Below are 25,163 nucleotides of genomic sequence, written 5' to 3'. Positions count from 1 at the left end.
CGAACCGTTCAGTAGTCGTTTCATCCACGCGAGAGGATCAGTCGATATGAGCCACGATCACGATGCCCCGGGCATGGGCGAGCTCCTGAAGGATTCACCGAAGAACTGGGGCAGGTGGGGAGACGACGACGAGGTCGGCGCTCTCAACTACCTCGGCTCCGACGAGGTGCTGCGCGGAGTGCAGTATGTGAAGTCCGGTCAGGTGTTCACGCTGCAGATCCCGATGGGCCATCCTCATGGCGACCCGGTGTTCCCGGGCCGGGAGGGCACCAGGCGCGTCAACGTCCTCGACGAGTCCTCGTGGGACGAGGGCAAGGAGGGCGCACCTGATTTCGCAGGCGGCCTGCACTACTCCGACGACAAGGCGGAGATCTTCCTGCAGGGTTCGACGCAGTACGACGCGCTGGGCCACGTCTGGTACGACGGCCAGATCTGGAACGGCTACGATGCGCGGACCACTGTCGGAGGCAACAAGAAGGCTTCGGTCCAGCCGATCGCCGAGCGTGGCGTCGCGGGCCGTGGAGTGCTCATCGACATGGCCCGCCACCGCGGCAAGAAGTGGCTCGACAAGGGCGAGACGTTCAGCCACACCGACCTCCTGGAGGCCGCCGAGGCGCAGGGCGTGACCATCGAGAAGCGCGACATCCTCCTCATCCGCACTGGTTTCATGACGTACTTCTACTCGGTGACGGGCGAGGAGTTCTACGAGAACTTCGTGGAGCCCGGCCTCACCTACTCGCCTGAACTCGTGGACTGGTTCAACGAGATGGAGATCCCCAACCTCGTGACCGACACGATCGCCAACGAGGTCACCAAGGATCCGGTGTCCGGCGTGATGCTCCCCCTCCACTGCGCACTCATGCGCAACCTGGGCATCGTGCTCACCGAGATCTGTGACATGGATGCCCTCGCCGAGGCCTGCGCCGGGGACGGCCGGTGGGACTTCCTGTACACCGCCGCCCCGCTCAACATCGTCGAGGGCACGGGCGCGCCGGTGAACCCAGTGGTGCTGCGGTGACCAGCGCTTACGACGACAAGATCTGGCTGGACCGATACCCGGACCCGTCACGTCATTCGATCGAGACCGAGTTCGAGACCGCCCTGGAGATGTTCGCGGCCACAGCACAGCGCGTGGGCGACGGACCGCTCATCGAGTATTACGACAACGCCATCTCCGCCAGGGAGCTCGACGAGCTGTCGGACGCCTTTGCCGCGGGCATTCTCGACGCCGGCTTCAACGCCGGGGAGCGCGTGGTGATCTACGCCCAGAACATCCCGCAGTTCGTGATCGCCCAGTTGGGGACATGGAAGGCCGGAGGCATCGCCGTCTCGGCCAACCCGATGTACCGGGCGCGCGAACTCACCGAGATCCTCCGGGACTCGGGGGCGACGGTATTGGTGTCGATGCAGGATCTCTACCGGGATGTGGCAGCGCTGGTCGTGGATGCGACCGACGTCCGGACGGTCATCACCACGTCCGAGTTGGAGTACCAGTCCGCGAACCGGGGGCCACTGGCCGGCGCGACCAGAATCGACTGCCCTGACACAGTCGACATGGCCACGATGCTGGAGAAGTACCGGGGCCAGACCCCGCCCGCCCCCGACCTGAACGCCGACTCGATCGCGTTCCTCACGTACACCTCGGGGACGACCGGCCCGCCCAAGGGCGCCATGACGACCCACCGGAACGTCGTGTTCAACGCCCAGACCTATCGGGACTGGATCGGCCTCGACTCGTCCGACGTGGTGTTGGGTGTGGCCCCGCTGTTCCACATCACCGGTCTGGTCGGACACATCGCGGTAGCGCTGCTCACCGGCGCCCCGCTCGTGCTCATGGGCCGGATGGATCCCACGGAGACCCTCCGGACCATCGAAGAGCACAAGGCCACGTTCACGGTCGGTTCGATCACCGTGTTCATCGCGCTGATGAACGCCCCGGACGTACGCCCGGAGGCGCTTGCCACGCTCACCAAGATCTACTCCGGCGGCGCGCCCATCCCTCCGAGCACCATCCGGGCGTTCGAGGACAAGTTCGGTCACTACATCCACAACATCTACGGACTGACGGAGACCACCTCGCCGTCGCATGGTGTGCCGTTCGGGGTCCGCGCCCCGGTCGACGAGACCACCGGGGCGACCTCCGTCGGTGTCCCGGTCTACAACACCGTCGTCCGCATCGTCGACGAGTCCGGTCAGGATGTCCCGCCCGGTGAGGTCGGGGAGCTCGTGACCGCCGGGCCGCAGGTGGTCGCGGGGTACTGGAACAAGCCCGAGGCGACGGCCGACGGGATTCCGGGCGGCGTCCTCAAGACAGGCGACGTCGGGTACATGGACGCGGACGGTTGGTTCTACATCGTCGACCGCAAGAAGGACCAGATCAATGCCTCGGGCTACAAGGTCTGGCCGCGTGAGGTCGAGGACGTGCTCTACGAGCATCCGGCCGTCCGGGAGGCCGCGGTGGTGGGTGTTCCCGACGAGTATCGCGGCGAGACGGTGAAGGCGTTCGTCAGCCTTCGTCCTGGCACCACGGCCACACCGGAGGAATTGATCGAACACTGCAAGGCCAGGATGGCAGCGTACAAGTACCCGCGGGAGGTCGAGATCATGGACGACATCCCCAAGACCGCGACAGGCAAGTTGCTCCGTCGCGAGCTGCGCCGCAACTAGCCGGGCGAGGCGGCCTCACAGGCGCGGGCCCCGACGCCGGCGACGACCACAGTTCGCGTTCCCACCACAGGAGTCAGTCATGAGCCATCCCCCTGCCGGTTCACCCCGGATGACGGATCCCGTCTGGTTGGAGGGGGCGGGTGTGGTCGTCACCGGCGCCGGCAGTGGCATCGGTCAGGCCCTTGCCCGGCGGCTGGCCGCAGCGGGGGCGCGGGTGGTGGTCAACGACCTCGACGCGGCCGCCTGCGAGGCCACCGCACACGAGATCGGCGCGCTCGCCCTGCCCGGCGACGCCGCCTCCGCCGACGGCGTGGCCGCCCTGGTCTCCGGGGCCCGCGAGCACTTGGGCCGCGTCGACGCGTACTTCGCCAACGCCGGCATCGAGACGGGGGCCGACGCAAGCCCGGCCGCGTGGGAGCGCTCGTTCGCCGTCAACGTGATGGCGCACGTCCACGCCGCCGACCAGCTGCTGCCGGACTGGCTCGAACGGGGCGCGGGACGGCTGGTGGTGACCGCCTCGGCCGCGGGCCTGCTCACCATGCTGGGCAGCGCACCGTACTCGGTTTCCAAGCACGCGGCCGTCGCCTACGCCGAATGGCTGTCGGTGACCTACGGTGACCGCGGGCTGACCGTGCAGTGCCTGTGCCCGCAGGGCGTGCAGACACCGTTGCTCCCCGGGGGCGCGGTGGGTGAGGTGGTGTTCGGCGACGACGTGCTCGCCCCGGAACAGGTGGCCGAGGACGTGATCACCGCCTTGCACGGCGAGGAGTTCTACATCCTCCCCCACCCGGAGGTCGCGAAGTTCTACGCCACGCGCGCTACCCAGCCGGAACGTTGGCTCCGGGGAATGCGCCGTATGCAGGCGGAGCTCGACTCACGCACCGGCTGAGTCCATCCTCTCGGCCCTCCCTGCCACACCCGGGCGGCCGCCGACGGCTTTCCGGGCCGGGCAACCGGGGACTGGGTACGGTTGCCGGGTATGACCCCTCCGCCGCCTTCCCCCGTCGCATCAGATCGGCCGCTGCAGGTGGCCGTGATCGGTTCCGGCGCGATCGGCGGAGCCGTGGTCGAGGCGATCGCGAACGGGCGGGTTCCCGACGCGCAGCTGGTCAGCGCGCTGCGGTCGGACAGTACAGAGGCCGAGTTCGACCGGGCGATCGCCGCGGCCGACGTGGTGGTGGAGGCCACCACGGTCGCCGCTGCGGAGAAGTACATCCCGCAGGTCACGGCCGCCGGCAAGGACATCATCGTGTGCTCGTGCGGGGTCTTCGCCCGACACGGCAATCCCCGTGACCTGATCGGTGGTTCGACCGGGCCCGGCGCGGCTCGCGCGGGCCGGGTGCTCGTACCCGCCGGCGCCGTCGGCGGGCTGGATGTACTGGCTGCCGCCGCCCGGGCCGGCACCGCCGACGCCCGCCTGCGCCACTACACCATCAAGAGCCCCGCGGCGCTGGGCGTGGAGGGCAGGCTGTCCGAGCACCGCGAGGTGTTCCGCGGAAGCGCCCGCGAGGCGGCCCTGGAGTATCCGCGGACGTCCAACGCATCCGTCGCTCTCGCGTTGGCGACGCTCGGGCTCGACCTCGTCGAGGTGATCGTAGTGGCGGACCCCCGGGTCACCCGCACCCGCCACGTCGTGGAGTGGGAATCCCCGATGGGCAGCTACGAGATGAGTTTCGAGAACTCCCTCGATCCCGACTCCGGCGGCCGCACCTCCGCGATCACCGCGTGGTCGGTCGCGGAACTGCTCATCGGTATCCACGACGGCGTCGGCCCGGGCGCGGTCGTGCTCGGCCGTCCGGTGGAAGGTGTGTCGATGGGCCCCTAGCGTGTGCACCCAGTCGATCGAGAGGTGCGATATGAGCAACGCCCGCCCGTCAGACTCCGGCCCCCACGAGCACCCGGAGACCGGGAAGCCCGGCCGCGCCGGCGCGCCCGGCGAACCGCAGACCCCGGATCACGCCCGCACCGAGCGCGTGTCCGAATCCGAGACGATGGAGCAGAGTCCGACTCCTCAGCCCGGCAAAAAGGGTGCGTACGTGTGGATCGTGGTTGTCGTCGTCGTCGTCCTACTACTGGTGATAGGGCTGATCGCTTACGCCTTCGAGGTGTTCTGAACCGACCACACAACGGGCGGCCCCGCCACGCTGTCACGCGGGCGGGGCCGCCCTCTGTTGGGATCCGTCAGTGCGTGGCCAACTCGATCCGCTCCCTGCGCGCCCGCGGCAACTCGGTGCCGCTCTGCAGGTCCACGCGCACGTGGTGCAGCACCGCTCCACGCACCGGGAACGCGCCGTCGTAGGCGTGGCTCACGGCGCTGCCGCGACTGCGGCCGACGTCCAGCGTCTCGTTCATACTGAACATCGCCGGCGCGGTCACCGCGATGCGCCCGGCACCCACCTGCTCGCCGTCGACGAACAGCACCAGGTCGGCGCCCGCGGCGATCCCGCCGTCGTAGGCGAACTCCAACTCCACCGTGTGCGCGCCCGGCGCCAACGGCGCGGCGCCCTCGGCCTTGCCGCGTGCGCGACCGAAGAAGTTGTACTCGAACACCGGGACGCCCTCGAGCAGGTACAGCGCCATCCCGCCGAAGCGGCCGCCCATACTGATCAGCACGCCCTCGCACGGGTCGCCCTCGGCGCTCCCGGGGGTCACGTCCAGTGACGCCGACAGCAGGAAACCCCGGTTGAACAGCTTCGGCGCGGCCTTCTCGTTGAGCCCGTCCATGTGCGGGTACAGCGTGATGGACGAGCGGCCCGCCATGGGGTGCGGCGGCCGGTTCTCGGCGCCGGCCTGGCGACCGACCGTGGAATCATCGAGCGGCAGCACGTCATACCGGGCCGCCTCGGCGATGAACTTGGCCTTGAGCCGCTCGAGGATCTCCGGATGCTCGGCCGCCAGGTCGCGGGACTGCGACCAGTCGACGCTCGTGTCGTACAGCTCCCACCTGCTCTCGGACAGCGGGGTCAGGTCGACGCCCCCGGTGGCCATGAGCCACGGCGCGCGCTGCGAGGTGACGGCGGTCCAGCCGTGGTCGTAGATCCCGCGGTTGCCGAAGATCTCGAAGTACTGCGTGGTGTGCCGGTCAGGCGCGTCGGGCTCGGTGAACGTGTACGCCATGCCCACGCCCTCCAGCGGCTTCTGCGCCACCCCGTCCACGGTGTGCGGCATGGGCAGGCCGGCCGCCTCGAGGATGGTGGGCGTGATGTCCACGCAGTGGTGCCACTGGTGGCGCAGACGCCCGGGCTCCGTGATCCGCCCCGGCCAGTGCGCGACCAGCCCGTTGCGGGTGCCGCCGTAGTGCGAGGCGACCTGCTTGGCCCACTGGTACGGGGTGTTCAGCGCCAACGCCCACGACGACGGGAAGTGCGGGTACGACTCCGGCCCGCCGAGCGAGTCCCAGTTCTCCAGGAGCTCCTCGGTGGTCGAGGCGATCCCGTTGAGACCGGCCAGATAGTTGAACGCGCCCAGGCGCCCGCCCTCGGTGGACGCGCCGTTGTCCCCCACCATGTACAGGACCAGGGTGTTCTCCAGCTCTCCGGTGGCCTCGAGGTGGTCGATCATCCGCCCCACCTGGTCGTCGGTGTGCTCGAGGAACCCGGCGTACAGCTCCATGAGGCGGGCGGCCACACGGCGCTCGTCGTGGTCCAGCTCGTCCCAGTGCGGCAGGCCGGGCGCCCACGGGCCCAGCTCGGTGTCCTCCGGCACCACGCCGAGTTCCTTCTGCCGGGCCAGTGTGCGCTCGCGCAGCGCGTCCCAGCCGTCGTCGAACTCACCGGAGTAGCGGTCCCGGTACGACTCGGGCACGTGCAGCGGCGCGTGGACGGCGCCGAACGGCAGGTAGCAGAACCACGGCTGGTCGGGGGCCACGGAACCCAGCTCGTCGGTCCACTGGATCGCGCGGTCCACCAGGTCCTCGGTGAGGTGGTAACCCTCCTCCGGGGTGCGCGGCGGATCGACCTGTCGGCGTCCGTCGTAGAGGACGGGCACGAAGTGGTCGGCCTCGGCGCCGAGGAATCCGTAGAAGGTGTCGAACCCCTCCTCGGTGGGCCAGCGGTCGAACGGCCCGGCGGCCGTGGTCTCCCACGGCGGGGTCTGGTGCATCTTGCCGAACGCGCCGGTGGCGTAGCCGTTACCGCGCAGCACCCGGGCGACGGTGGCGGCCGAGTCGGGCCGGACCCCGGTGTAGCCGGGGGCGCGGGTGGCCATCTCGGAGATCACACCCATTCCCACGCTGTGATGGTTCCGGCCGGTGAGGGTGGCCGCGCGGGTCGGCGAGCACAGGGCCGTGGTGTGGAAGCGCGTGTAGCCGGCGCCGTCCCGGGCCAGCCGCTCGATCGTGGACGTGCGGCACGGGCCACCGAAGGCCGAGGAGGTGCCGAAACCGACGTCATCGAGCATCACCAGCAGGATGTTGGGCGCGCCGTCGGGCGCGTGGACCTGCTCGGCTCCGGGGAAGGCGTCCTGCTGGTGGCGGCGGTCCATCTCGGCGGGGATCCGGCCGGCGAGGCGGCGGGCCGGGAGGACATGCCGGTCGAGGTCGCTCATGCCGGCACGTCCCCCTCGATCGCGACCCGCTCCATGACGCGGCGGTTCGGGAAGTAGTCACTACACGCGTAGTGCTGGGTGGCGCGGTTGTCCCAGAACGCGACGGTGCCGGGCGCCCAGTGCAACCGGACCTGGAAGTCGGGCATCTTGACCTGGTCGATCAGGCGCCGCAACAGGAGCGCGCCCTCCTCGGGATCCACGCCGTCGATCCGCGTGGTGAACAGACTGTTGACGAACAACAGCTTGCGCCCGGTCTCGGGGTGGGTGCGCACCACGGGGTGATGCTGCGGCGGGTAGGCCTCCTGCATCGCGGCCAGCTTCTCGGGCGTCATGCCGAGCCCGAACGACGGCGTGAAGTCATGGGTGGCGGTGAGACCGTCGATGCGCTCCTTGATGTCGGAGGGCAGGGCGTCGTAGGCGTTGCCCATGTCGGACCACAGGGTGTCGCCGCCGGCCTCGGGGACGTCGATGGCACGCAGGACCGACCCGAGCGGCGGGCGCTGCTGCCACGAGACGTCGACGTGCCAGATGTTCTCCATGCCGGGGTTGTCCTGGCCGCGGTCGAACCGGACGACCTCGGGGAGCTCGCCCTGGTCGAGCAGTGGGTGGACCTCGAGCTCGCCCCAGTTCGCGGCGAAGTCGCGGTGCTGGCGGGCGGTCACGTGCTGCTGGTCGCGGAAGAACAGAACCTTGCGCTCGAGCAGCGCGCGCTTGAGCTCATCGATCTGCGCCGATGTGGGGTCGGCCAGGTCCACACCGGAGATCTCGGCCCCGATGTACGGGGTGACCGGCCGGACCCCCACGTGCTGGTAGGGAGCCGGGACGGCGTCGTCGGCGCTCAGCCGCAGCCGTTTGGGGCCGAACTCTATCTGGTGCTCACCGATGGTGATCTGCAAGACGGTGTGTCCTTTCCGGGACTCGCGCAGGGTGTGGCGAGGGGGTATGACACAGACTGTAGACATTCGTCTACAGTCCTGTCCATGGATAGCCCGAAATCGCACCGACCCACCGGGCGCGAAGCCGTGCGACGCGCCGTACTGGGGACCGCTCGCAGGATCTTCGCCGCCCGGGGCCCCCGCGCACCACTGCGGGAGGTCGCCGACGCCGCCGAGGTCAACCTCGGCCTGATCCACCGACACGTCGGAAACAAGGACGACCTGCTCGCGGCGGTCCTCGACCAGGGGCTCCGGCACGGGTCCGCGCGACTGGACGGTTACGACGACGCCGGGGCGGCCATCCGGTCCATGCTGCTGGGCGCCACCGACAATCCCGACTTCAGCCGCCTGCTGGTGTGGCTCTCTCTCGACCCGGGCGCGGTGGGCCGCCCGGTCCTGGACGCCTCGACCCGCCCGGCGCAGGCGGTGGCGCGCATGACCGATCCCCCGCCGGTCGACACCCTCCACCTGGCACTGGCCCTGACCACCGTCTACGCGTGGCCGGTGCTGCGCGAGCAGATCCTGGACGTGCTGGGGTTCACGCAGGACGCGCGTGCGGACGTGGACGCGCGGATGGCGGACCTGGTGGCGCGCGTCGTGACAGGATCCGGTGCGGAGTCCACGACGGAGAGAGAAGAAGTATGACGACGACGAGCTCGTGCTGCGCCCCGTCCGGCCCGCTCGGTCCGGATGACGCGCGAACGCGACCTGAGAAGAGCCCGGATTCCGGGGCGGCGCCGGGGCCCGGCGCCATGGTTCCGGGAGCGGGCGCCGGGCGACCGCGTCGACAGAAGGTGATTCCCGCGGGATCGTTCCTGATGGGCGACCACCACGACGAGGGCTACCCCGACGACGGCGAGTTGCCGTTGCACGAGGTGCGGTTGCGATCGTTCCGGATGGACGAGACAGCGGTGACCAACGCGCAGTTCGCGACGTTCTGCAAGGACACCGGTTACGTGACCGAGTCCGAGCAGGTCGGTGTGTCGGCGGTGTTCCACCTCGCCGTGGACGCCGCCCCCGCCGACGTGCTGCACCAGCTCGACACCACGCCGTGGTGGGTGGCGGTGCGGGGTGCGGACTGGCGGCACCCGGGCGGGCCGCGGAGTTCCATCACAGACCTACAGAACCACCCGGTGGTGCACGTCTCGTGGAATGACGCGTCGGCCTACTGTCAGTGGGCGGGAGCCCGGCTCCCGACCGAGGCCGAGTGGGAGTACGCGGCGAGGGGCGGGCTGCCGGCCGCCCGGTTCCCCTGGGGTGACGAGCTCACGCCACGGGGGCGATGGAACCTGAACGTGTGGCAGGGCCGGTTCCCCGCGCACAACTCCCTGGACGACGGGTATCTGACGACCGCGCCGGTCCGGGCGTTCCGACCGAACGCCTACGGTCTGCACCAGATGGTCGGCAACGTCTGGGAGTGGTGCGCGGACACGTTCGACCCCGGCTGGTACGCCGTGTCCGGGGTCGACAACCCCCTCGGACCCGGTCCTGAGGAGCTCTCGGAACTGGCCCCCGGCCGCGCGCCGGGCGTCGGTGACTGGCGGGTCATGCGGGGCGGGTCGTACCTCTGCCACGACTCCTACTGCTACCGCTACCGGGTCGCGGCGAGATCGTCCAACACCGCCGACTCAGCCTCCGCCAACCTCGGGTTCCGGTGCGTCCGCGACCTCTGACTTCTGCGCGCCAATACCTACCCCGGCGCGAAGTGCGGCCTCCACCATGTCGTAGAGGTGCGCCAACACGCTGTCGAAATCCGAGTTGACCACCGTGTTGTTCGCGTCCCGACGATCCTCGTACACCGCCAGTGACCCGGTGAACATCTGCGTGGCCAGGTCGATGCGTTCGAAGGCCGTGCGCCGGGGCAGGTGAGACAGCACGTCGATCAGCCGCACCACAACGTCGTCGGTCGTGGTGCGCAGATTCACCTCCGGCACAGCCGGACCCATGACGGGCCCGACCCGCTGGAGGAATCGCGCGTAGTGGGTGGCCTCCGGCTGCGCACGCAGCAGGTCGACCATCGGGCCGAACAACACGTGCACGAGCGAGGTCAGATCGGTTCCCAGCCCCTGCTCGTCGACCTCGGCCAGCCGACGCTTGCGCTCGACGTCCAGGGCCACGAGCCGCCGGCGCAGGATCTGGGTGATCAACCCGTCCCGGCTACCGAAGTGGTACTGGACGGCGGAATTGTTCCGGTGCCCCGCCATCGCCGCGACATCGCGCATCGAGACGTTGTCCAGTCCCCGCTCGCTGATGAGCTTCTCGGCGACCTCGATCATGGCCGCCTTGGCGTCTCTGTTCTCGGCCTGGACGCCGGGCTCCACCCCGTCCGGCATGTCACCGGCGACGACGTCAGATCTTGGCTGCACCGGGACTCCACTTCCGTCCCGCGGCCTCACCCAGCTGGTTGAAGCTCAGCACGGTGAGAAACAGGACGACGGCCGGGACACCCACGAGGTAGGGGTACCGCTGGAAGTCCGCCTGGCCCGCGCTGATCATGTTGCCCCAGGTCGGCTCCGGCCTCGGGATACTCAGCCCGAGGTAGCTCAGCGACGCCTCGGCGACGATGAGCACCGCCACCAGCATGAAGCTGTAGGAGAAGATCGCCGGGAAGATGTTCGGCGCGACCTCCCGCAACATGATCCGGATCTCGCCCGCACCGAGGGACCTCGCGGCGGTGACGAAGTCGCGCTTGGCGTAGGTCATGGCATTGGCCCGCACGAGGCGCGCGAAGGACGGCACCACCATGATCCCCAGCGCGAGGGTGACGTTGGGCAGCGTGGGGTTGAGCACGGTGACGATCGCGATGAGCAGAACCAGGGAGGGGAATGCCAGAAGGGTGTCGGTGAGGATCGAGACCACGCGGTCGGTCCAGCCGCCGCGGTAGCCGGCGACCAGGCCGAGGGCGCCGCCGATCAGGGCGCCGATCACCACGCCGCCGATGCCCACCACCAGCGACACGCGGGCGCCGTAGAGCAGTCCGCCCAGGACGTCCAGGCCCTGGGAGTCCGTTCCGAGTGGGTGCCCGGATCCGAGGTCCGGCGGGAGCATCGAGGCGGTCGTCAGCGCCAGGGAGGGATCGCGAGCCTCGGCGATCGGCAGGAAGTCAACGATCAGTGCACCCAGGATGATGATGACGGTCCAGCCCAGTGCGAGCCAGGTGCCGAGACCGGAGACCCGGGGCAGGGAGCGGCGACGTCTGCCGGGCGTCGCGGGGGCGACAGGGTCCACGGGCAGATCGGTGCGGGTCGAAGAGATGTCAGCCACGGCGGATCCTCGGGTCGATGAGTGCGTAGGTGATGTCCACGGCGGTGTTGACGAGGACATAGAAGATGGCGATCACGATCACCCCGCCCAGAACGACCGGGAGGTTGTCGTTCTGGACCGCGTCGACGATCATGCTGCCCATTCCTGGGAGGTTGAACAAGCGCTCGACCACCACGGTGCCGCCGATGAGCCGACCGAGGCTGATGCCCGCGAGAGTGACGATGGACACCGTCGACGGGCGCAGCGCCTCGGAGACCAGGACGTGCCCGGTGGGCATGCCCTTCGCCCGGGCGGAGAGCACGAAGTCCTGCTGCAGAGTCGAGATCATGTCCGTGCGCAGGACACGGGTGAAGATCGCGACCTCCATGAGTGCCAGAGTCAGCGCCGGCAGGGCGATGCTGCGGAGATTGTCCCCGAGCCCCTCGGCGATGGGCACGAACCCCTGGCGGGGAAACTCAGGAAGCAGCAACGCGATGAGCGCGAGCACGCCGCCCACCACGAGCCCGCCGATGAGCGCGCGTCCCCACATCACACCGGGCGCGCCGCGACCACCCCGCTTGCCGATCGGTGACAGAGCCACGGCCAGTCCGATGACCACCGCGGCCCCGAGGATGACCTGCTGCGCGAGCGAGTGGTTGAACACGAACAGGTAGATGAGCAGCAGGCCGGCCACGAAGCTGGGCACGGAGATGAACGCGAACGCGACGATCGAGGCGACCTTGTCGAAGACGCCGCCACGTCGGTAGGCGGACCAGACCGCGACCGGCACGGCGATCGCCAGCGAGAGGATGATCGCGGTGAACGCGAGCTGCATCGTGACGGGCAGCGCGTTGCCGATCATCTCGCCCACCGACTGGTTGGGCGGGATGAGCGAGCTGCCGAGATCGCCTCGCACGATGTCGCCCGCCCAGTTGCCGAAGCGGGTGGAGACCGGGTCGTCGAGACCGAGCTCCTCTCGCGCCAACTGGTATTGCTCCTCGGTCGCGCCGGGGCCGACGGCTGACGCCGCCGAGTCGCCCGGCACCGCCTCCATGAGGAAGAACGCGCCGATCGCGGCGAGTATGACGACGACGATCGCGTGCAGAGCGCGTTCGCCAATGAACCTGAGCACGTGGGGAGACCCTCCGTTTGAGACACCGCATGAGGCGGCCGCTTAATTTTCTTGACGTGGACACCCTAAGCCGTGATACTCATCACAGCAAGACGGATTAAGTAGATGACTTAGACCGGACCACGATTCTGAGGAGGCAGTCATCCCCGCAGCTTCATCGCGCCGGCCGGACACCCCGACCGGCGGCGCAGACCTGTTGTTGGAGGTCCGCGACCTACGCACCCACATCGACACCCCCGGGGGACGAATCACTCCGGTCGACGGCGTCGACATCTCACTGCGCCGCGGTGAGACCATCGGCATCGTCGGCGAGTCCGGCTCCGGCAAGTCGATGCTCGTCCGGTCGATCATGGGAATCGCACCGACCACCGCGCGGATCGATCCCACGTCGACGGTGCGGTTCGACGGCCGCGACGTCCTGTCCCTCACCCAGCGCGAGTCGCAGAAGTTCTGGGGTCGGGAGATCGCCATGGTCTTCCAGGACCCGCTGACCTCGCTCAACCCGATCCGGACGATCGGCCGGCAGATCACCGACCCGCTGCGCCACCATCTGGGGCTGAGCCGGCGGGAGGCGACCGACCGCGCCGTCGAACTGCTCGAGCGGGTGCGCATCCCCTCCCCCCGGGTACGCATGAACGAATACCCGCACCAACTCTCGGGCGGGATGCGTCAGCGCGTCGGTATCGCGATCGCGCTGTCCTGCTCCCCCAAACTGCTCATCGCCGACGAGCCCACGACCGCCCTGGACGTGACCGTGCAGCACGAGATCCTGGACCTGCTGCACGCCCTCCAGTCCGACGGGGACATGGCGATGATCCTGGTCAGCCACGACCTTGCGGTGGTCTCCCAGCACACCGACAGGATCGGCGTGATGTACGCCGGCCATTTCCTCGAGGTGGGCGAGACCCGGGTCCTGCTGGACGAGCCCGCACACCCGTACACCGGGGCGCTGCTCAGCTCCATTCCGCGCCCCGACCTGCCGCCGCACACGCGGCTGACGGTGATCGAGGGTCGACCCCCGAACCTGCGGGACATGCCTGCCGGGTGTCGATACGCGCCGCGGTGCACCCGGGTGCAGGACGACTGCCTGCAGGTCGATCCCCCGCTCGAGGACCTGAGGGCCACGGGAGCCGGAGCCCCCGGCTCCGATGTGCACAGGGTCGCCTGCTTCCACCCCACCATCCCCGCCCGAGCGAACATGAGTAGCGAGGCATCATGACCGGCATCTCCTCGAGCGTCGCGGACGAGTCGACCCCGGCCGGCGCCGGCCGGGCCGCGGACGCCAAGCTCGTCGTCGACGCCGTGACCGTCGAGTACCACACCCGCAAGGGCACGGTCCACGCCGTCTCGGACGTCTCCCTGGACGTCCCCCGCGGCTCGACACTCGCCCTGGTGGGCGAGTCGGGCTGCGGTAAGTCCAGCCTCGGACGCGCGATGCTCCAACTGCCCCGCCCCACCTCGGGCCGTGTGATGGTGGACGACACCGACCTGTGCGATCTCTCGGGCGCCGCGCTCAAGCACGCCCGGAAGATGATCCAGATGGTGTTCCAGGACCCCATCTCCTCGCTCAACCCTCGGCGCACGGTCCGGAACATCGTGGCCGAGGGACTGGAGATCCAGGGCGTGGGCAGCAGACGCGCCGACATCCGTCAGCGGGTCGACGCGGCGCTGGAGGCCGTCGGCCTGGACCCCGCCCACGCCGGCGACCGCCGTCCATCGGAGTTCTCGGGCGGCCAGTGCCAGCGCATCGCCCTGGCCCGCGCGCTGGTGCTCGAGCCCGAGGTCTTGGTGTGCGACGAGCCGGTCTCCGCACTCGACGTGTCCGTGCAGGCGCAGATCCTCAACCTGCTCGAGGACATGAAGGAGCGCTACCGGCTGACGATGGTGTTCATCTCCCACGACCTGTCGGTGGTGCACAACATCGCCGACCAGGTGGCGGTGATGTATCTCGGCCAGGTGTGCGAGGTCGCCGACACGGAGGCGCTCTACAGTGCCCCCGCGCACCCGTACACCATGCTGCTCATCTCGTCCGCCCCCACGCTCGGCGGCACCCTCGCCGACTCCCTGGGCGAGGCGCCCATCGTGGCCACGAGCTCCGAACTGCCGTCCCCGCTCAATCCCCCGTCCGGCTGCCGATTCCGGACCCGGTGCCCCCGGGCCACCGAGATCTGCGCGACCGAACGCCCACAACTGATCGATATCGCACCCGGCCACAAGGTCGCGTGCCACCACCCTCTCGAGGAGAACTGAATGAAGCGCACTACCGGCGCCTTCGCCGTGCTGGCCGCGGCGACGCTGACCCTGACCGCCTGCGGAGGGGGGCCTGACGATTCCTCAAGCGCCTCGGGCGGCGGCGGACTCACCCCGGCCGAGTCCGGCCGGTGCACCGAGGACCAGGTCGGCGGCACCATCACCATGGGCGAGTACGTCATGCTGCCCACGTTCATGCCAGGTCAGGGCCAGTACGGGATCCGCGGCGGCGCCGAGTCCGCCGCCATCTATGACCGGCTCATGCGCTGGAACCCGGAGGCCGAGGAGTTCGAGCCCAAGCTCGCCGAGTCGCTGGAGTCCAACGACGACAACACGGTCTGGACCCTGACGCTGCGCGAGGGCGTGAACTTCTCCAACGGCGATCCCGTCACCGCCGAGGACGTCGCGTTCACCATCGGCCTGCACCAGGACCCGGCCACCCGCTCGGTCGTCATGACCGACGCCATGCAGGTCGAGGAGGCCGTCGCCGTCGACGAGCAGACCGTCGAGTTCACCCTCGCCGAGCCGTGGGCCGGCTTCCCGGTACTGCTGTCCGGTGCCGCCGGCGAGGTCATCCCCCAGGCCGCGTTCGAAGCATCGACCCCGGAGGAGTGGGCCCGCAACCCGATCGGCGCAGGCGCGTTCGTCATGGACTCCTACACCCCTGATCAGAACGTCGTCCTCCAGCCCAACCCGGACTACTACGGCGGCCCGGTCTGCCCGACCCTGGAGTTCATCCGCATCCCCGGCTCCCAGGGCACCATCGACGCCTTCCAGACCGGTGAGCTGCAGGTCGGCGTCCTCCGCGGCGCCAAGTTCGTCACCGAGGCCCAGGACTCCGAGTTCCAGGGCTTCGAGGAGATCATCAGCTCGGGCTCCGTGATCAACATGAACTCCGGCAACGCCGGCTACGACGGTGTCCTCACCGACGAGCGTGCGCGCCGGGCCGTGGGTCACGCCATGGACCGCGACCTGTGGGACCAGCGTCTCGCCGGTGGCACGGGCCAGCCGACCTCCGCACTCGTGGCCGAGTCCTCGCGACTCTACGACAACCAGGAGGGCCCGAAGTACGACGCGGAGGAGGCGAAGCGTCTGGTGGACGAGGTCAAGGCCGAGAACCCCGACTGGGACGGCTCGCTCGAGCTGCTCATCTCCGACGGCCCGGAGAACGTCGAGGCGGGCGTCGTCGCCAAGGCGATGCTCGACGCCGCCGGATTCAACGTCAGCATTGTCAACGCCCCGGTCTCCCAGGTCACCGCGCGCCAGTTCACCGGTGACTACGAGATCGTGATCGGCGGCCTGGCGCCGTCCGACGCAGACCTCGCCTCGACCTTCGCCGCCGCGATGACCCCCGGCGGGGCGACCAACCTCACCGGGATCGACGATCCGGAGCTGACCGCCGCTCTCACCGAGTTCAAGGCCGCCGCGGACGTGGACTCCCAGAAGGAGGCCCTCAACCGGGTCCAGGAGGTCTACAACCGGGTACAGCCCTTCGCCGTGTTGGCGAACGCGGAGCAGTACGTGATCGTCGACGAGTCGGTCAAGGGAATCGTGCCCACACTGTCCTCGGTCATGCTCTTCGACGGCGCATACGTCGAGGAGTGATCCCCCTCGGCCCCTGAGAGGGCCGCGTATCACCAACTCCACCGGCAGTACCGGGCCCCGCGGATCATCTCCCCTGCGGCGGGATGATCCGCGGGCCGCCCACGCACTATCACCCTCACCCCACCTCAGGAGTCTTCATGACCCGCTCCATCCGCGCTCTGTCCGTCCTCGCCACCGCAACCATCGCTCTTACCGCCTGCGGAGGGGGTGGACCCGATTCCGACAGTTCGGCCTCGGGCGCCACCGCGCCCGACCAGACCGAGCGCTGCACCGCCGATCGAGTCGGCGGCACGATCACCATGGGCGAGTACGCGATGCTCCCCTCCTTCGCGCCGGGCCAGGGACAGCACGGCGTGCGCGGCGGCTCCGAAGCCGCCGCCGTCTACGACCGGCTCATGCGCTGGAACCCGGAGGCCGAGGAGTTCGAGCCCAAGCTCGCCGAGTCGCTGGAGTCCAACGACGACAACACGGTCTGGACCCTGACGCTGCGCGAGGGCGTGAACTTCTCCAACGGCGATCCCGTCACCGCCGAGGACGTCGCGTTCACCATCGGCCTGCACCAGGACCCGGCCACCCGGTCGACCGTGATGTCCGACGCCCTGCAGGTCGAAGAGACCGTGGTGGTGGATCCGCTGACCGTCGAGTTCACCCTCACCGAACCGTGGGCCGGCTTCCCGATCCTGCTCGCCGGAACCGGCGGCGAGGTCATCCCCCAGAAGGCCTTTGAGGCAACAGACCCTCAGGACTGGGCACGCAACCCCATCGGCGCGGGGGCATTCACCATCGCCAGCTACACCCCCGACCAGGAAGTGGTGCTGGAGCCGAACCCGGACTACTACGGCGGCGTGGTCTGCCCGACTCTGAAGTTCATCCGCATCCCGGGTTCACAGGGCACGTACGAGGCGTTCCAGACCGGCGAGGTCCAGGTCGGGTTCCTGCGGGGGGCCAAGACCGTGACCGATGCCCAGGACGCCGGTGACCGCGGTTTCGAGACCATCACCAGCTCCGGCTCGATCGTCAACCTGAACACCGGGGCGGCCGGCTATGACGGGGTGCTCACGGACGAGCGGGCACGCCTGGCCTTCGCCCACGCGCTCGATCGCGAGCTCATCGACCAGCGCCTCACGGGGGGTCTGGGTCTGCCGACCGACGCGCTCATCGCGGAGTCCTCACGCCTCTACGACGGTGAACAGGGACCGGCATATGACCTCGAGGCCGCCACGGCGCTCGTCGACGAGGTCAAGGCGGAACGTCCCGGATGGAACGGCGAGCTGACTCTGCTGATCGCCGACAGTCCGGAGAACATGGAGACCGGCGTGGCTCTCAAGGCACTACTGGACGCCGCCGGGTTCACCGTGACTCTGGAGAGCGCGCCCGTCACCCAGGTCGTGGCACGCCAGTTCACAAGCGACTTCGAGGCGGTGGTGGGCGGACTCGCGACCTCTGATGCCGATCTCGCGGGCACCTTCTACAGCGCGTTCTCGCCGGGCGGATCGACCAACCTCACCGGGATCGACGACCCGGAACTGACCGCCGCGGTCACCGCGTTCAAGGCCGCGCCGGATCTGGACACGCAGAAAGAGGCACTGAGCCACCTCCAAGAGGTCTACAACCGGGTGGTGCCGATGGCGGTCCTCGCCAACTCCGAGGAATACGTGGTGATCGACGACTCCGTGCGTGGGATCTCCCCCACCCTGTTCACGACCATGCTCTTCGACGGCGCCTTCGTCCAGGAGTGACCGGACGCTGACACGGCCCCGGATCCCGCTAGGGTATTCGGGGCCGTGCCGTATCCAGGCGGTTGTCAGTGCACGCGACGGAGCTTGGTGTTGACGAACTCGCCCATCCCCCACCGGCCGAGCTCCCGACCGTAGCCGGAGGCCTTGACCCCGCCGAAGGGAAGACCGGCGCGGGTGGTGCCGTGTTCGTTGACGTACACCATCCCGGCATCGATACGGTCCGCCACCCGTGACGCCTCGTCCGGGTCGGTCCCCCACACGGATCCGGAGAGACCGAAGCGCGTGTCGTTGGCGACCCGAAGCGCCTCGTCGAGGTCGGTGTAGCGGTAGACCATGGCGACGGGCCCGAACACCTCGTCGTGATACACGTCCATCTCGTCCGTGATGTCGGTGAGCACGGTCGGCTCCATGTAGGCGCCGGGCCGGTCGATCGGGTCGCCGCCGATCCGTAGCTTGGCGCCCTGTTCGACCGCGGTGCGCACCTGCTCGACCACGCCGTCGCGGGCGTCCTCGCTGGACAGCGGCCCCATCTCGGTGGCCTCGCCGTCGGCCTCTCCCACGGTGATGCGGCCGTAGAGGTCGGTGAGGCCGGCGACGAACTCCTCGTAGATGCCGTCCGGGACGAACATGCGCTTGGGCGAGTTGCACGCCTGTCCGGAGTTGGACAGCCGAGCGCGGCCGACGGTGTCGACCAACTCACCGACGTCGTCGGTGTCCAAGACGACGAGAGGGTCCGAACCGCCCAGCTCGAGAACGCTCTTGGTGAGGTTCTTGCCCGCCACCTCGGCCACCGCCGCGCCGGCCCCCTCGCTGCCGGTGAGCGAGACGCCGTGGACGCGCGGGTCGGCGATCATCTCCGCCACCTGATCGGAGGAGGCGTAGACGTTGACATACGCGTCCGCGGGCAGACCCGCCTCGCGCTGGATCCGCTCGATGAGGGCGGAGCTCTTGGCACAGATCGAGGCGTGCTTGAGGATCACGGTGTTGCCGGCCATGAGGTTGGGGGCGGCGAACCTGGCGACCTGATAGTAGGGGTAGTTCCAGGGCATAACGCCGACCAGTGGCCCCACCGGTTCGACGGTCACGGTGTTCTCGCGGGCTCCGCCCACGTCCAACGACTCCGGCTCCAGCAGCGCGGGCCCGTGCTCGGCGTACCAGTGGTAGATGGACGCGGCCAGCTTCACCTCACCGGCGGCCTGTGCAGTCGGCTTACCCATCTCCTCGGAGATGGCGGCGGCCAGCTCATCGACCCTGTCCGCGAACGCGTCGCCGATGGCCGCGAGAACCTGCGCCCGCTCGGCCGACGACCTGCGGCGCCACGCGTCGAATCCGTCGGCCACGCGGGAGATCACCGCGTCGATCTCGTGGTCTGCCAGGCCGTCGTATTCCGCAGCGGTCTGGCCGGTCGAGGGGTTGTGGGTCCGGTACGTGCTCATCCTGCGATCACATCCTGACGTGTCGGGGGCGTCTGGTCGCGACCGTACGCCCCCTCGGCGCGCCCGCCCACCGATGCCGCCAGCTCACCGGCCCCGCCGGCTCACCAGCCCGGGTATCCCGGCGCGACCCGCGTCCACGGCGCGGCGGCCTCGAGCTGCCCGGCCAGCCGAAACAGCAGGTCCTCGCGCGCGTAGTCGGCCACCAACTGCACCCCGACCGGCATTCCGCGCTCGTCAGCGCCGGCCGGCAACGAGACGGCCGGCTGACCGGAGATGTTGAACGCGCTCGCGCACACCGAGTACGCCGAACTACGCGCCCACATCGACTCCGGATCGGTCACGTCGAGAAAGCCCAGCTCCGGGGTGGTCGACGGCAGCGTCGGGAGCAGCAGCACATCCACTCCGTCGGGCCCGAACAGTTCAGCCACCTTCCAGCCGGTCCGCTGCGCGGTCTGCAACGCGCGAGCCACTCCGGGGGCGGTATGGGTTCTCGCGTTCTCCAGGATTGTCCGGGTCCACGGCTCGATGTCGTCGTCGTCGAGCTCCCTCCCCAACTCCGCGAGACGGTCCTCGATGGTCGCCAACAGCTGGGCGCCCATGATCGTGCCCACGGTGGACAGCACCTCAATGATGTCCAGTCCCAACTCCACCTCGCGCACCTCGTGGCCCAGCCCTGTCAGTGTCGCGGCGGTGCGGTCGACGGCGGCGGTGCAATCCGGATCGGTGGGGAACGGCCCGGGCGCGACCCGCAGGACGCCCACGCGCAGTCGCCCCGGATCGATACCCACCTCCTCGACGAACGGGCGCGCCGGCGTGGGCGCCCCGTAGGCGTCGCCGGGCACATGCCCGGCCACGATGTCCAACAACGCGGCGCTGTCCCGGACGGTGGTGGTGACCGCGTGGTGGTAGGCCACCGGGGCGGCGAGCCCGATGGGATGCGGCCAGGTGGGGACCCGGCCGCGGCTGGGCTTGAGGCCGACGAGTCCGCACATCGCGGCGGGGATACGGATCGAGCCGCCGCCGTCGGTGGCGTGGGCCACGGGCACCATCCCCGAGGTGACCGCCGCCGCCGACCCGCCACTGGACCCGCCGGTGGAGTATCCGGTGTTCCAGGGGTTGCGGCACGGCCCGTGCAGCAAGGATTCGGTGGTGGTGGTCTTGCCCATCTCCGGCACGTTCGTGGTGCCCAGGACCACCATCCCGGCGGCCTTGTAGCGCTGGACGATCGTGCTGTCCACGCTGGCCACGGCGTCGGCGAACAACCTCGACCCGTCGGCGGCGGGCAGCCCGGCGACATCGGTGCCGAGGGCCTTGATGACGATCGGCACACCGCGCATCGGTCCGTCGGGCAGTCCCGCGGCGACCTCGGCGCGGGCCTCGTCGAAGCGGGTGGCGACCATGGCGTTGAGCTCCGGGTCGTGGGCCTCGATTCGGCCGATGGCCTGCTCCAGCACGTCGGCGGGGTCGAGGTCGCCGGCGCGGATGTCGGCGGCGAGCGCCAGGGCGTCGCGGGGGTCGGTGCTCATGGCGAGGGGCTCCTTGTGGGGGTGTGGGGTGAGTATTGCGACGACGACAACGGCTGCGGCCCGGTCAGCCCCACCGGGACTGGCCGCCATCGAGCGGGATGGTCGCACCGGACAGGTACGAGGCCTCCGCCGAACAGAGCCAGGCCACGGGCCGGCCGATGTCCTCCAGGGGGTCGCCCACGCGGCCAGCGGGGATTCCGGCGACGAACTCGGCGGCCTCCTCCGGGTTCTTCTCCATCCACCAGTCGAGCCCCGGGCTGTGGGCGTGCGGGGCGATGTTGAGGGCGCGGATGCCGTCGGCGGCCCATTCGTAGGCGGCCGCGCGGGTCAGGGCGCGGACGGCTTCCTTCACCGCGGCGTAGATGCCGTAATTGGCGGCGTCCCAGCGCACGGCCGCGGAGGTGACGAGGTTGATGACGGTGCCGCCGCCGCGCTCGGCCATCACCGGGCGGGCCAGCTTCATCAGCGACAGGCTGACGCGGGGGCCGCCCTCGAAGGCCTTGCGGAAGTCGTCATCCGGGTAGTCCGACAGCGGCAACGGCATGGCCATGTTCGCATTGTTGACGAGGATGTCGACACCGCCCAGACGCTCTACCGCCGTGGAGATGATGAGCTCGGGCGAGCCCTCCTCCACGATGTCGGCGGCCAGGCATTCGGCGGTGCCGCCGGCGGCGCGGATCTCCTCGGCCACGGTCTCGAGCTTGTTCAGTCGGCGGCCCACGAGCAGGACCGCGGCGCCGGATTCGGCGAGGCCGAGCGAGATTCCGCGGCCCACGCCCTGGCCGCCGCCGGTGACGACCGCGACCTTTCCGGCCAGTCGGTTCGCACGGTCGGCGCCGGCGAGATCGTTGGGGAACTGAGCTGACATTGGTCCTCCGTGGTGATGGTGGTTCATGAGGTGACGATGGTGACGATCCCGGCGAGTACCACGAGGGCGATCACGGCCGAGCGGAAAATGTGGGTGGGCAGGCGCTGTGCGATGGCGATGCCGATCTGGTTGAAGACCACCCCGGCCACGACGCAGGCGGCGAGCATCGGCAGGATCGCCGGGACGTCGACGTCCGTACCCGCCCACAGCAGCGACAGGGAGACGATGCTGGTGATGACGAAGTAGCCGGCGAGGTCGGCGATGAAGCTCAGCGGCGGCAGCTTGGCCCGGCCGAGCAGCAACACGACGGGTGGGCCGTTGAGTGAGGTGGTGGTGGAGAAGTAGCCGCCGACGGCGCCGGTGACCGCGGTGAGCCACGCCGCCGGCGGCCTGGCGCCTGTCGAGGTGGGCAGCGCCATGGCCAGGCCGCATACCACGGTGATCACGCCGGCGGCGGGCTTGAGGTGCTGCTCGGGCAGCATGCTCACGGTCTCCACGCCCAGCCACGCCCCCGGCAGGCTGGCCCCGCCGAGCAGCGCTACCCGGCGCCAGTCGATGTGCTGGCGCAGCTGGTAGGTCACGCCGACGCGGGTCACCAGGGCCACTACGAGGTTGATCACCACGGTCTCCGTGAGCCCGACCCCGGCCATGAGCATGAACGGGGTGGCCATGAGGGACGTGCCGAAACCCGTCGCCCCGCCGATGACCGAGGCCACGGCCACGCACAGGACCGCGACCCCGATCAGTTCCACGCCGATGCGCTCGTCCCGTCTACTCGCCCGCCCTCGCTCCTACTTGTCGTCGGTCGGGGCGAGGTGGTTGTCGTTGAGCTGGAAGCTGGGCACGTCCTTGAGGTTGATCATGGCCTCGTAGGTGCGCTCATAGCCGGTCTTGGAGATCATCCAGCGGCCATCGATGTACGCATACGCGTCGTCATAGAACGCGCCGCCGAAGATGTACGTGTCGAAGGCCGGGACGATCACCCGGTCCTGCAGGTACCAGCGGCCCGTCGCGGTGTCGCCGTCGACCTCGATCTCCGGGTGGTGGACCTGGTGCTCGGTGACCACGTCGTTCGTCATCTGCCCCCTGAGCCCCTCGACCACCTGGTCGCGGCCGGTGTAGGACAGGCGCTTGCCGTAGGAGGCGGTCACCTCCGGCGCGAGGGTCTGGGCGAGCTCATCCCACAGGCGGAGGTCCACGCAGCGCAGGTAGCGGTACTTGAGCGACTTGATTGCGTCGATGTCGTCGCGGCGGTCACGGGAGGTCATCAGCATGGGCCTTTCGCACGGGGAACTGGCACGTGTTCTACGTGCACCACTGCGACTGTAGTCAATTGTGTACAGTTTGGGAATGGAACGCGAGAGTCCGACTCCCGAACAGGCGCCCGCGCCCGAGACCGAGACCGGGGCCGCGGTCCGCCCGACCGGCAGGGACGAGATCCGGTCGGCCGTCCTGCGCGAGGCCCGCCGACTGTTCTCCGAACGTGGCCCACAGGTACCGCTGCGCGACATCGCCGACGCCGCCGGAGTGAACCTCGGACTGATCCACCGCCACATCGGCCGGAAGGAGGCCCTGATCACCGCAGTCATGCAGGATGCGGTCCGGTTCGGCGCAGCGCGCCTGGAGAACACCGACGACGCCGGCAACGCCGTCCGCGGCATGCTGCTCGGCGCGTCGTCGCACCCCGAGATCAGCCGCCTGCTGGCCTGGCTGGCACTCGACCGCGACGCCGCCTTTCCGCCGATGCTCGACCCCTCCCAGCGCCCGGCCGCGGAACTGCGGCGCATGACCGATCCCCCGCCGGCTGGTGACATCGAACTGCTGTTGGCGTTCACGGCCGTCTACGGATGGCCCGTACTGCGCGGAGCGTTGCTCGACGCGCTCGACATCCCCGAGCCCGAGCGCGTCGGCATCGACGAACGCCTGGCCGACCTCCTGGCCCGGGTCGTCACCCGTGGGGCCGACGACGGGAACCCCTGACCCCTGGCCGGGCAACGACCCACATCTCCCCGAACCCGTGTGCGCTACCGCCAACCCGGGTAGAACTTGTTTCACCAGCAACTCGTAAGGCACTGACTTAGAGGTGGGTATGGGAACTCTTGACAGCCGTGTAGCAGTGGTAACCGGAGCCGGGATGGGCATCGGTCGTGGGATCGCCGCGGCGCTGGCCCGAGAGGGCGCATCGGTGATCGTGGCGGAGATCGACGAGACCGCGGGTGCCGACACCGCGACCTGGCTGCGGGACGAGTGGGGGGTCGAGGCGGAGTTCGTCCGCACCGATGTCACCGACAAGGAGCAGGTCCTGGCGATGGTCACCGCGGCATCGGATCGCTTCGGCCGACTGGACATCCTGGTCAACAACGCGTGGAAGGGCTCCGGCTTCGCGCGGCTGGAGAACATGACCGACGAGAAGCTGCGTGGCGGTTTCGACATGGCCGTGATGGCCGCGTTCTGGGCGATGCAGGCGGCATTGCCGGAGCTCGAGAAGCACGGCACCGGGCGCGTCATCAACTTGTGCTCTCTCAACGGCGTCAACGCGCACATGTACTCCGTGCAGTACAACGCCGCCAAAGAGGCCCTACGCACCCTGACCCGGACCGCGGCACGCGAGTGGGCGCCGCGGCAGGTCTGCTGCAACGTGATCTGCCCCGGCGCCCAGAGCGAGGCGTACCGGCGGGTGGCCGAGGCGAATCCGCAGATGGCGGCGGGCATGGCCTCCGCGAACCCGATGGGCCGAGTCGGTGACCCGCTCGACGACATCGGGCCCGTTGCCGCGTTCCTCGCGAGCGACGCGAGCCGCTACCTGACGGGCAACACGCTGTTCGTTGACGGCGGGAGCCACATCAACGGCGTCCAGTGGGCGCCGGACGTGGACTGATTCCGGACGCCGTCCGCCCACGGTGCGCGCGGGTGCAGAACATTTAGGATCGGGACCATGTCGGAACCGCACGCAGCCCGGATCCCCCTCGGCCCCGACGTACTGGTGCTCAGAGACCGCTACGAGACGCTGAGCATCGCCAACGACGTGCTGATCGGCATCTGGTTCGTCGTGGGCAGCATCCTGTTCTTCTCCGAAGCCACAACCGCCACGGCGACGGCGCTGTTCGCCGTGGGCAGCGTGCAGATGCTGATCCGGCCGGTCATCCGGCTCAGTCGTCGACTCCACCTGCGCAGGCGCGGGTACAGCGACGCCGACTCCGGCCAGGACTTCTGACCA

24 protein-coding genes are annotated in these 25,163 nt (G+C 69.4%); 14 read left to right on the top strand and 10 right to left on the bottom strand.

Translation table 11 applies throughout. The annotated features are described in order from the left end of the window. The first annotated feature begins 46 nt into the window (after window positions 1-46). The 5 genes from ACWGLC_RS02695 (at window position 47) to ACWGLC_RS02675 (ending at window position 4,781) form a co-directional block, all read left to right on the top strand. Entirely contained in the window at window positions 47-1,018 is a 972-nt protein-coding gene (locus ACWGLC_RS02695) for a cyclase family protein (protein WP_452098462.1), read from the top strand. After that, complete coding sequence (locus tag ACWGLC_RS02690) at window positions 1,015-2,667, top strand: class I adenylate-forming enzyme family protein (RefSeq protein WP_452098461.1); 1,653 nt, start codon at window positions 1,015-1,017, stop codon at window positions 2,665-2,667. The genes ACWGLC_RS02695 and ACWGLC_RS02690 overlap by 4 nt, the downstream gene beginning before the upstream one ends. Before the next feature lie 79 nt (window positions 2,668-2,746). Next, window positions 2,747-3,556, top strand: a complete 810-nt coding sequence (locus ACWGLC_RS02685; protein ID WP_452098460.1) for an SDR family oxidoreductase — start codon at window positions 2,747-2,749, stop codon at window positions 3,554-3,556. A 90-nt stretch (window positions 3,557-3,646) separates the two neighbouring features. Beyond that, window positions 3,647-4,492 carry an aspartate dehydrogenase domain-containing protein gene (locus tag ACWGLC_RS02680; RefSeq protein ID WP_452098459.1) on the top strand — a complete coding sequence of 282 codons (846 nt, stop codon included), beginning with the start codon at window positions 3,647-3,649 and terminating at the stop codon, window positions 4,490-4,492. 31 nt (window positions 4,493-4,523) lie between these two features. Next, window positions 4,524-4,781, top strand: coding sequence for a hypothetical protein (locus ACWGLC_RS02675; protein ID WP_452098458.1), 258 nt, complete (start codon window positions 4,524-4,526; stop codon window positions 4,779-4,781). Between the two features lie 67 nt (window positions 4,782-4,848). Here ACWGLC_RS02675 and ACWGLC_RS02670 read toward each other — a convergent pair whose 3' ends face one another. Then, on the bottom strand, window positions 4,849-7,212 hold the full coding sequence (locus ACWGLC_RS02670) for an arylsulfatase (RefSeq protein ID WP_452098457.1): 2,364 nt from the start codon (window positions 7,210-7,212) through the stop codon (window positions 4,849-4,851). Beyond that, a complete protein-coding gene (locus tag ACWGLC_RS02665; RefSeq protein WP_452098456.1) occupies window positions 7,209-8,108 on the bottom strand; it encodes a TauD/TfdA dioxygenase family protein in 900 nt (299 codons plus the stop codon). The genes ACWGLC_RS02670 and ACWGLC_RS02665 overlap by 4 nt, the downstream gene beginning before the upstream one ends. Before the next feature lie 84 nt (window positions 8,109-8,192). On the opposite strand from ACWGLC_RS02665, the gene ACWGLC_RS02660 reads away from it, so the two are divergent. Next, window positions 8,193-8,792: a TetR/AcrR family transcriptional regulator gene (locus ACWGLC_RS02660; protein WP_452098455.1), complete on the top strand. Its 600-nt coding sequence runs from the start codon at window positions 8,193-8,195 to the stop codon at window positions 8,790-8,792. Then, window positions 8,789-9,820: a formylglycine-generating enzyme family protein gene (locus tag ACWGLC_RS02655; protein ID WP_452098454.1), complete on the top strand. Its 1,032-nt coding sequence runs from the start codon at window positions 8,789-8,791 to the stop codon at window positions 9,818-9,820. Before ACWGLC_RS02660 ends, ACWGLC_RS02655 begins: the two co-directional genes overlap by 4 nt. On the opposite strand, the gene ACWGLC_RS02650 is transcribed toward ACWGLC_RS02655, so the two are convergent. The 3 genes from ACWGLC_RS02650 to ACWGLC_RS02640 are packed head-to-tail and all read right to left on the bottom strand — an operon-like array spanning window position 9,776 to window position 12,522. Beyond that, window positions 9,776-10,513 (bottom strand): TetR/AcrR family transcriptional regulator, encoded by a 738-nt coding sequence (locus ACWGLC_RS02650; protein ID WP_452098453.1) that lies wholly within the window; start codon window positions 10,511-10,513, stop codon window positions 9,776-9,778. The two genes, ACWGLC_RS02655 and ACWGLC_RS02650, sit on opposite strands and share 45 nt — an antisense overlap. Beyond that, window positions 10,497-11,411 carry an ABC transporter permease gene (locus ACWGLC_RS02645; RefSeq protein WP_452098452.1) on the bottom strand — a complete coding sequence of 305 codons (915 nt, stop codon included), beginning with the start codon at window positions 11,409-11,411 and terminating at the stop codon, window positions 10,497-10,499. The genes ACWGLC_RS02650 and ACWGLC_RS02645 overlap by 17 nt, the downstream gene beginning before the upstream one ends. Next, window positions 11,404-12,522 carry an ABC transporter permease gene (locus tag ACWGLC_RS02640; protein WP_452098451.1) on the bottom strand — a complete coding sequence of 373 codons (1,119 nt, stop codon included), beginning with the start codon at window positions 12,520-12,522 and terminating at the stop codon, window positions 11,404-11,406. The genes ACWGLC_RS02645 and ACWGLC_RS02640 overlap by 8 nt, the downstream gene beginning before the upstream one ends. Before the next feature lie 196 nt (window positions 12,523-12,718). Here ACWGLC_RS02640 and ACWGLC_RS02635 point away from each other — a divergent pair, with 196 nt between their 5' ends. The 4 genes from ACWGLC_RS02635 to ACWGLC_RS02620 all read left to right on the top strand — a co-directional run bounded on the left by ACWGLC_RS02635 (window position 12,719) and on the right by ACWGLC_RS02620 (window position 18,116). Continuing rightward, on the top strand, window positions 12,719-13,741 hold the full coding sequence (locus ACWGLC_RS02635; protein WP_452098450.1) for an ABC transporter ATP-binding protein: 1,023 nt from the start codon (window positions 12,719-12,721) through the stop codon (window positions 13,739-13,741). After that, complete coding sequence (locus tag ACWGLC_RS02630; RefSeq protein WP_452098449.1) at window positions 13,738-14,772, top strand: ABC transporter ATP-binding protein; 1,035 nt, start codon at window positions 13,738-13,740, stop codon at window positions 14,770-14,772. Before ACWGLC_RS02635 ends, ACWGLC_RS02630 begins: the two co-directional genes overlap by 4 nt. Then, window positions 14,773-16,377: an ABC transporter substrate-binding protein gene (locus ACWGLC_RS02625; RefSeq protein WP_452098448.1), complete on the top strand. Its 1,605-nt coding sequence runs from the start codon at window positions 14,773-14,775 to the stop codon at window positions 16,375-16,377. Between the two features lie 137 nt (window positions 16,378-16,514). Beyond that, window positions 16,515-18,116, top strand: a complete 1,602-nt coding sequence (locus tag ACWGLC_RS02620; protein ID WP_452098447.1) for an ABC transporter substrate-binding protein — start codon at window positions 16,515-16,517, stop codon at window positions 18,114-18,116. 65 nt (window positions 18,117-18,181) lie between these two features. On the opposite strand, the gene ACWGLC_RS02615 is transcribed toward ACWGLC_RS02620, so the two are convergent. From ACWGLC_RS02615 to ACWGLC_RS02595, 5 genes are all read right to left on the bottom strand, one after another. After that, a complete protein-coding gene (locus tag ACWGLC_RS02615) occupies window positions 18,182-19,552 on the bottom strand; it encodes an NAD-dependent succinate-semialdehyde dehydrogenase (protein WP_452098446.1) in 1,371 nt (456 codons plus the stop codon). 101 nt (window positions 19,553-19,653) lie between these two features. Continuing rightward, complete coding sequence (locus ACWGLC_RS02610; RefSeq protein WP_452098445.1) at window positions 19,654-21,078, bottom strand: amidase; 1,425 nt, start codon at window positions 21,076-21,078, stop codon at window positions 19,654-19,656. Between the two features lie 64 nt (window positions 21,079-21,142). Next, complete coding sequence (locus ACWGLC_RS02605) at window positions 21,143-21,946, bottom strand: SDR family NAD(P)-dependent oxidoreductase (protein WP_452098444.1); 804 nt, start codon at window positions 21,944-21,946, stop codon at window positions 21,143-21,145. 23 nt (window positions 21,947-21,969) lie between these two features. Beyond that, the gene (locus ACWGLC_RS02600) at window positions 21,970-22,698 is read right to left on the bottom strand and encodes a sulfite exporter TauE/SafE family protein (RefSeq protein ID WP_452098443.1); all 729 of its coding nucleotides are present in this window, start codon (window positions 22,696-22,698) and stop codon (window positions 21,970-21,972) included. Between the two features lie 39 nt (window positions 22,699-22,737). Then, window positions 22,738-23,214 (bottom strand): nuclear transport factor 2 family protein, encoded by a 477-nt coding sequence (locus tag ACWGLC_RS02595; protein ID WP_182631738.1) that lies wholly within the window; start codon window positions 23,212-23,214, stop codon window positions 22,738-22,740. Between the two features lie 82 nt (window positions 23,215-23,296). Here ACWGLC_RS02595 and ACWGLC_RS02590 point away from each other — a divergent pair, with 82 nt between their 5' ends. From ACWGLC_RS02590 to ACWGLC_RS02580, 3 genes are all read left to right on the top strand, one after another. Next, window positions 23,297-23,926: a TetR/AcrR family transcriptional regulator gene (locus ACWGLC_RS02590; protein WP_452098442.1), complete on the top strand. Its 630-nt coding sequence runs from the start codon at window positions 23,297-23,299 to the stop codon at window positions 23,924-23,926. A gap of 109 nt (window positions 23,927-24,035) precedes the next feature. Next, window positions 24,036-24,824: an SDR family NAD(P)-dependent oxidoreductase gene (locus tag ACWGLC_RS02585; RefSeq protein WP_452098441.1), complete on the top strand. Its 789-nt coding sequence runs from the start codon at window positions 24,036-24,038 to the stop codon at window positions 24,822-24,824. Window positions 24,825-24,881: 57 nt separating this feature from the next. After that, entirely contained in the window at window positions 24,882-25,160 is a 279-nt protein-coding gene (locus ACWGLC_RS02580; RefSeq protein ID WP_452098440.1) for a YrhK family protein, read from the top strand. Window positions 25,161-25,163 lie beyond the last annotated feature (3 nt).

It is taken from the genome of Dietzia sp. NPDC055877, assembly GCF_053615975.1.
This window is presented reverse-complemented; position numbering and strand designations above follow the sequence as displayed.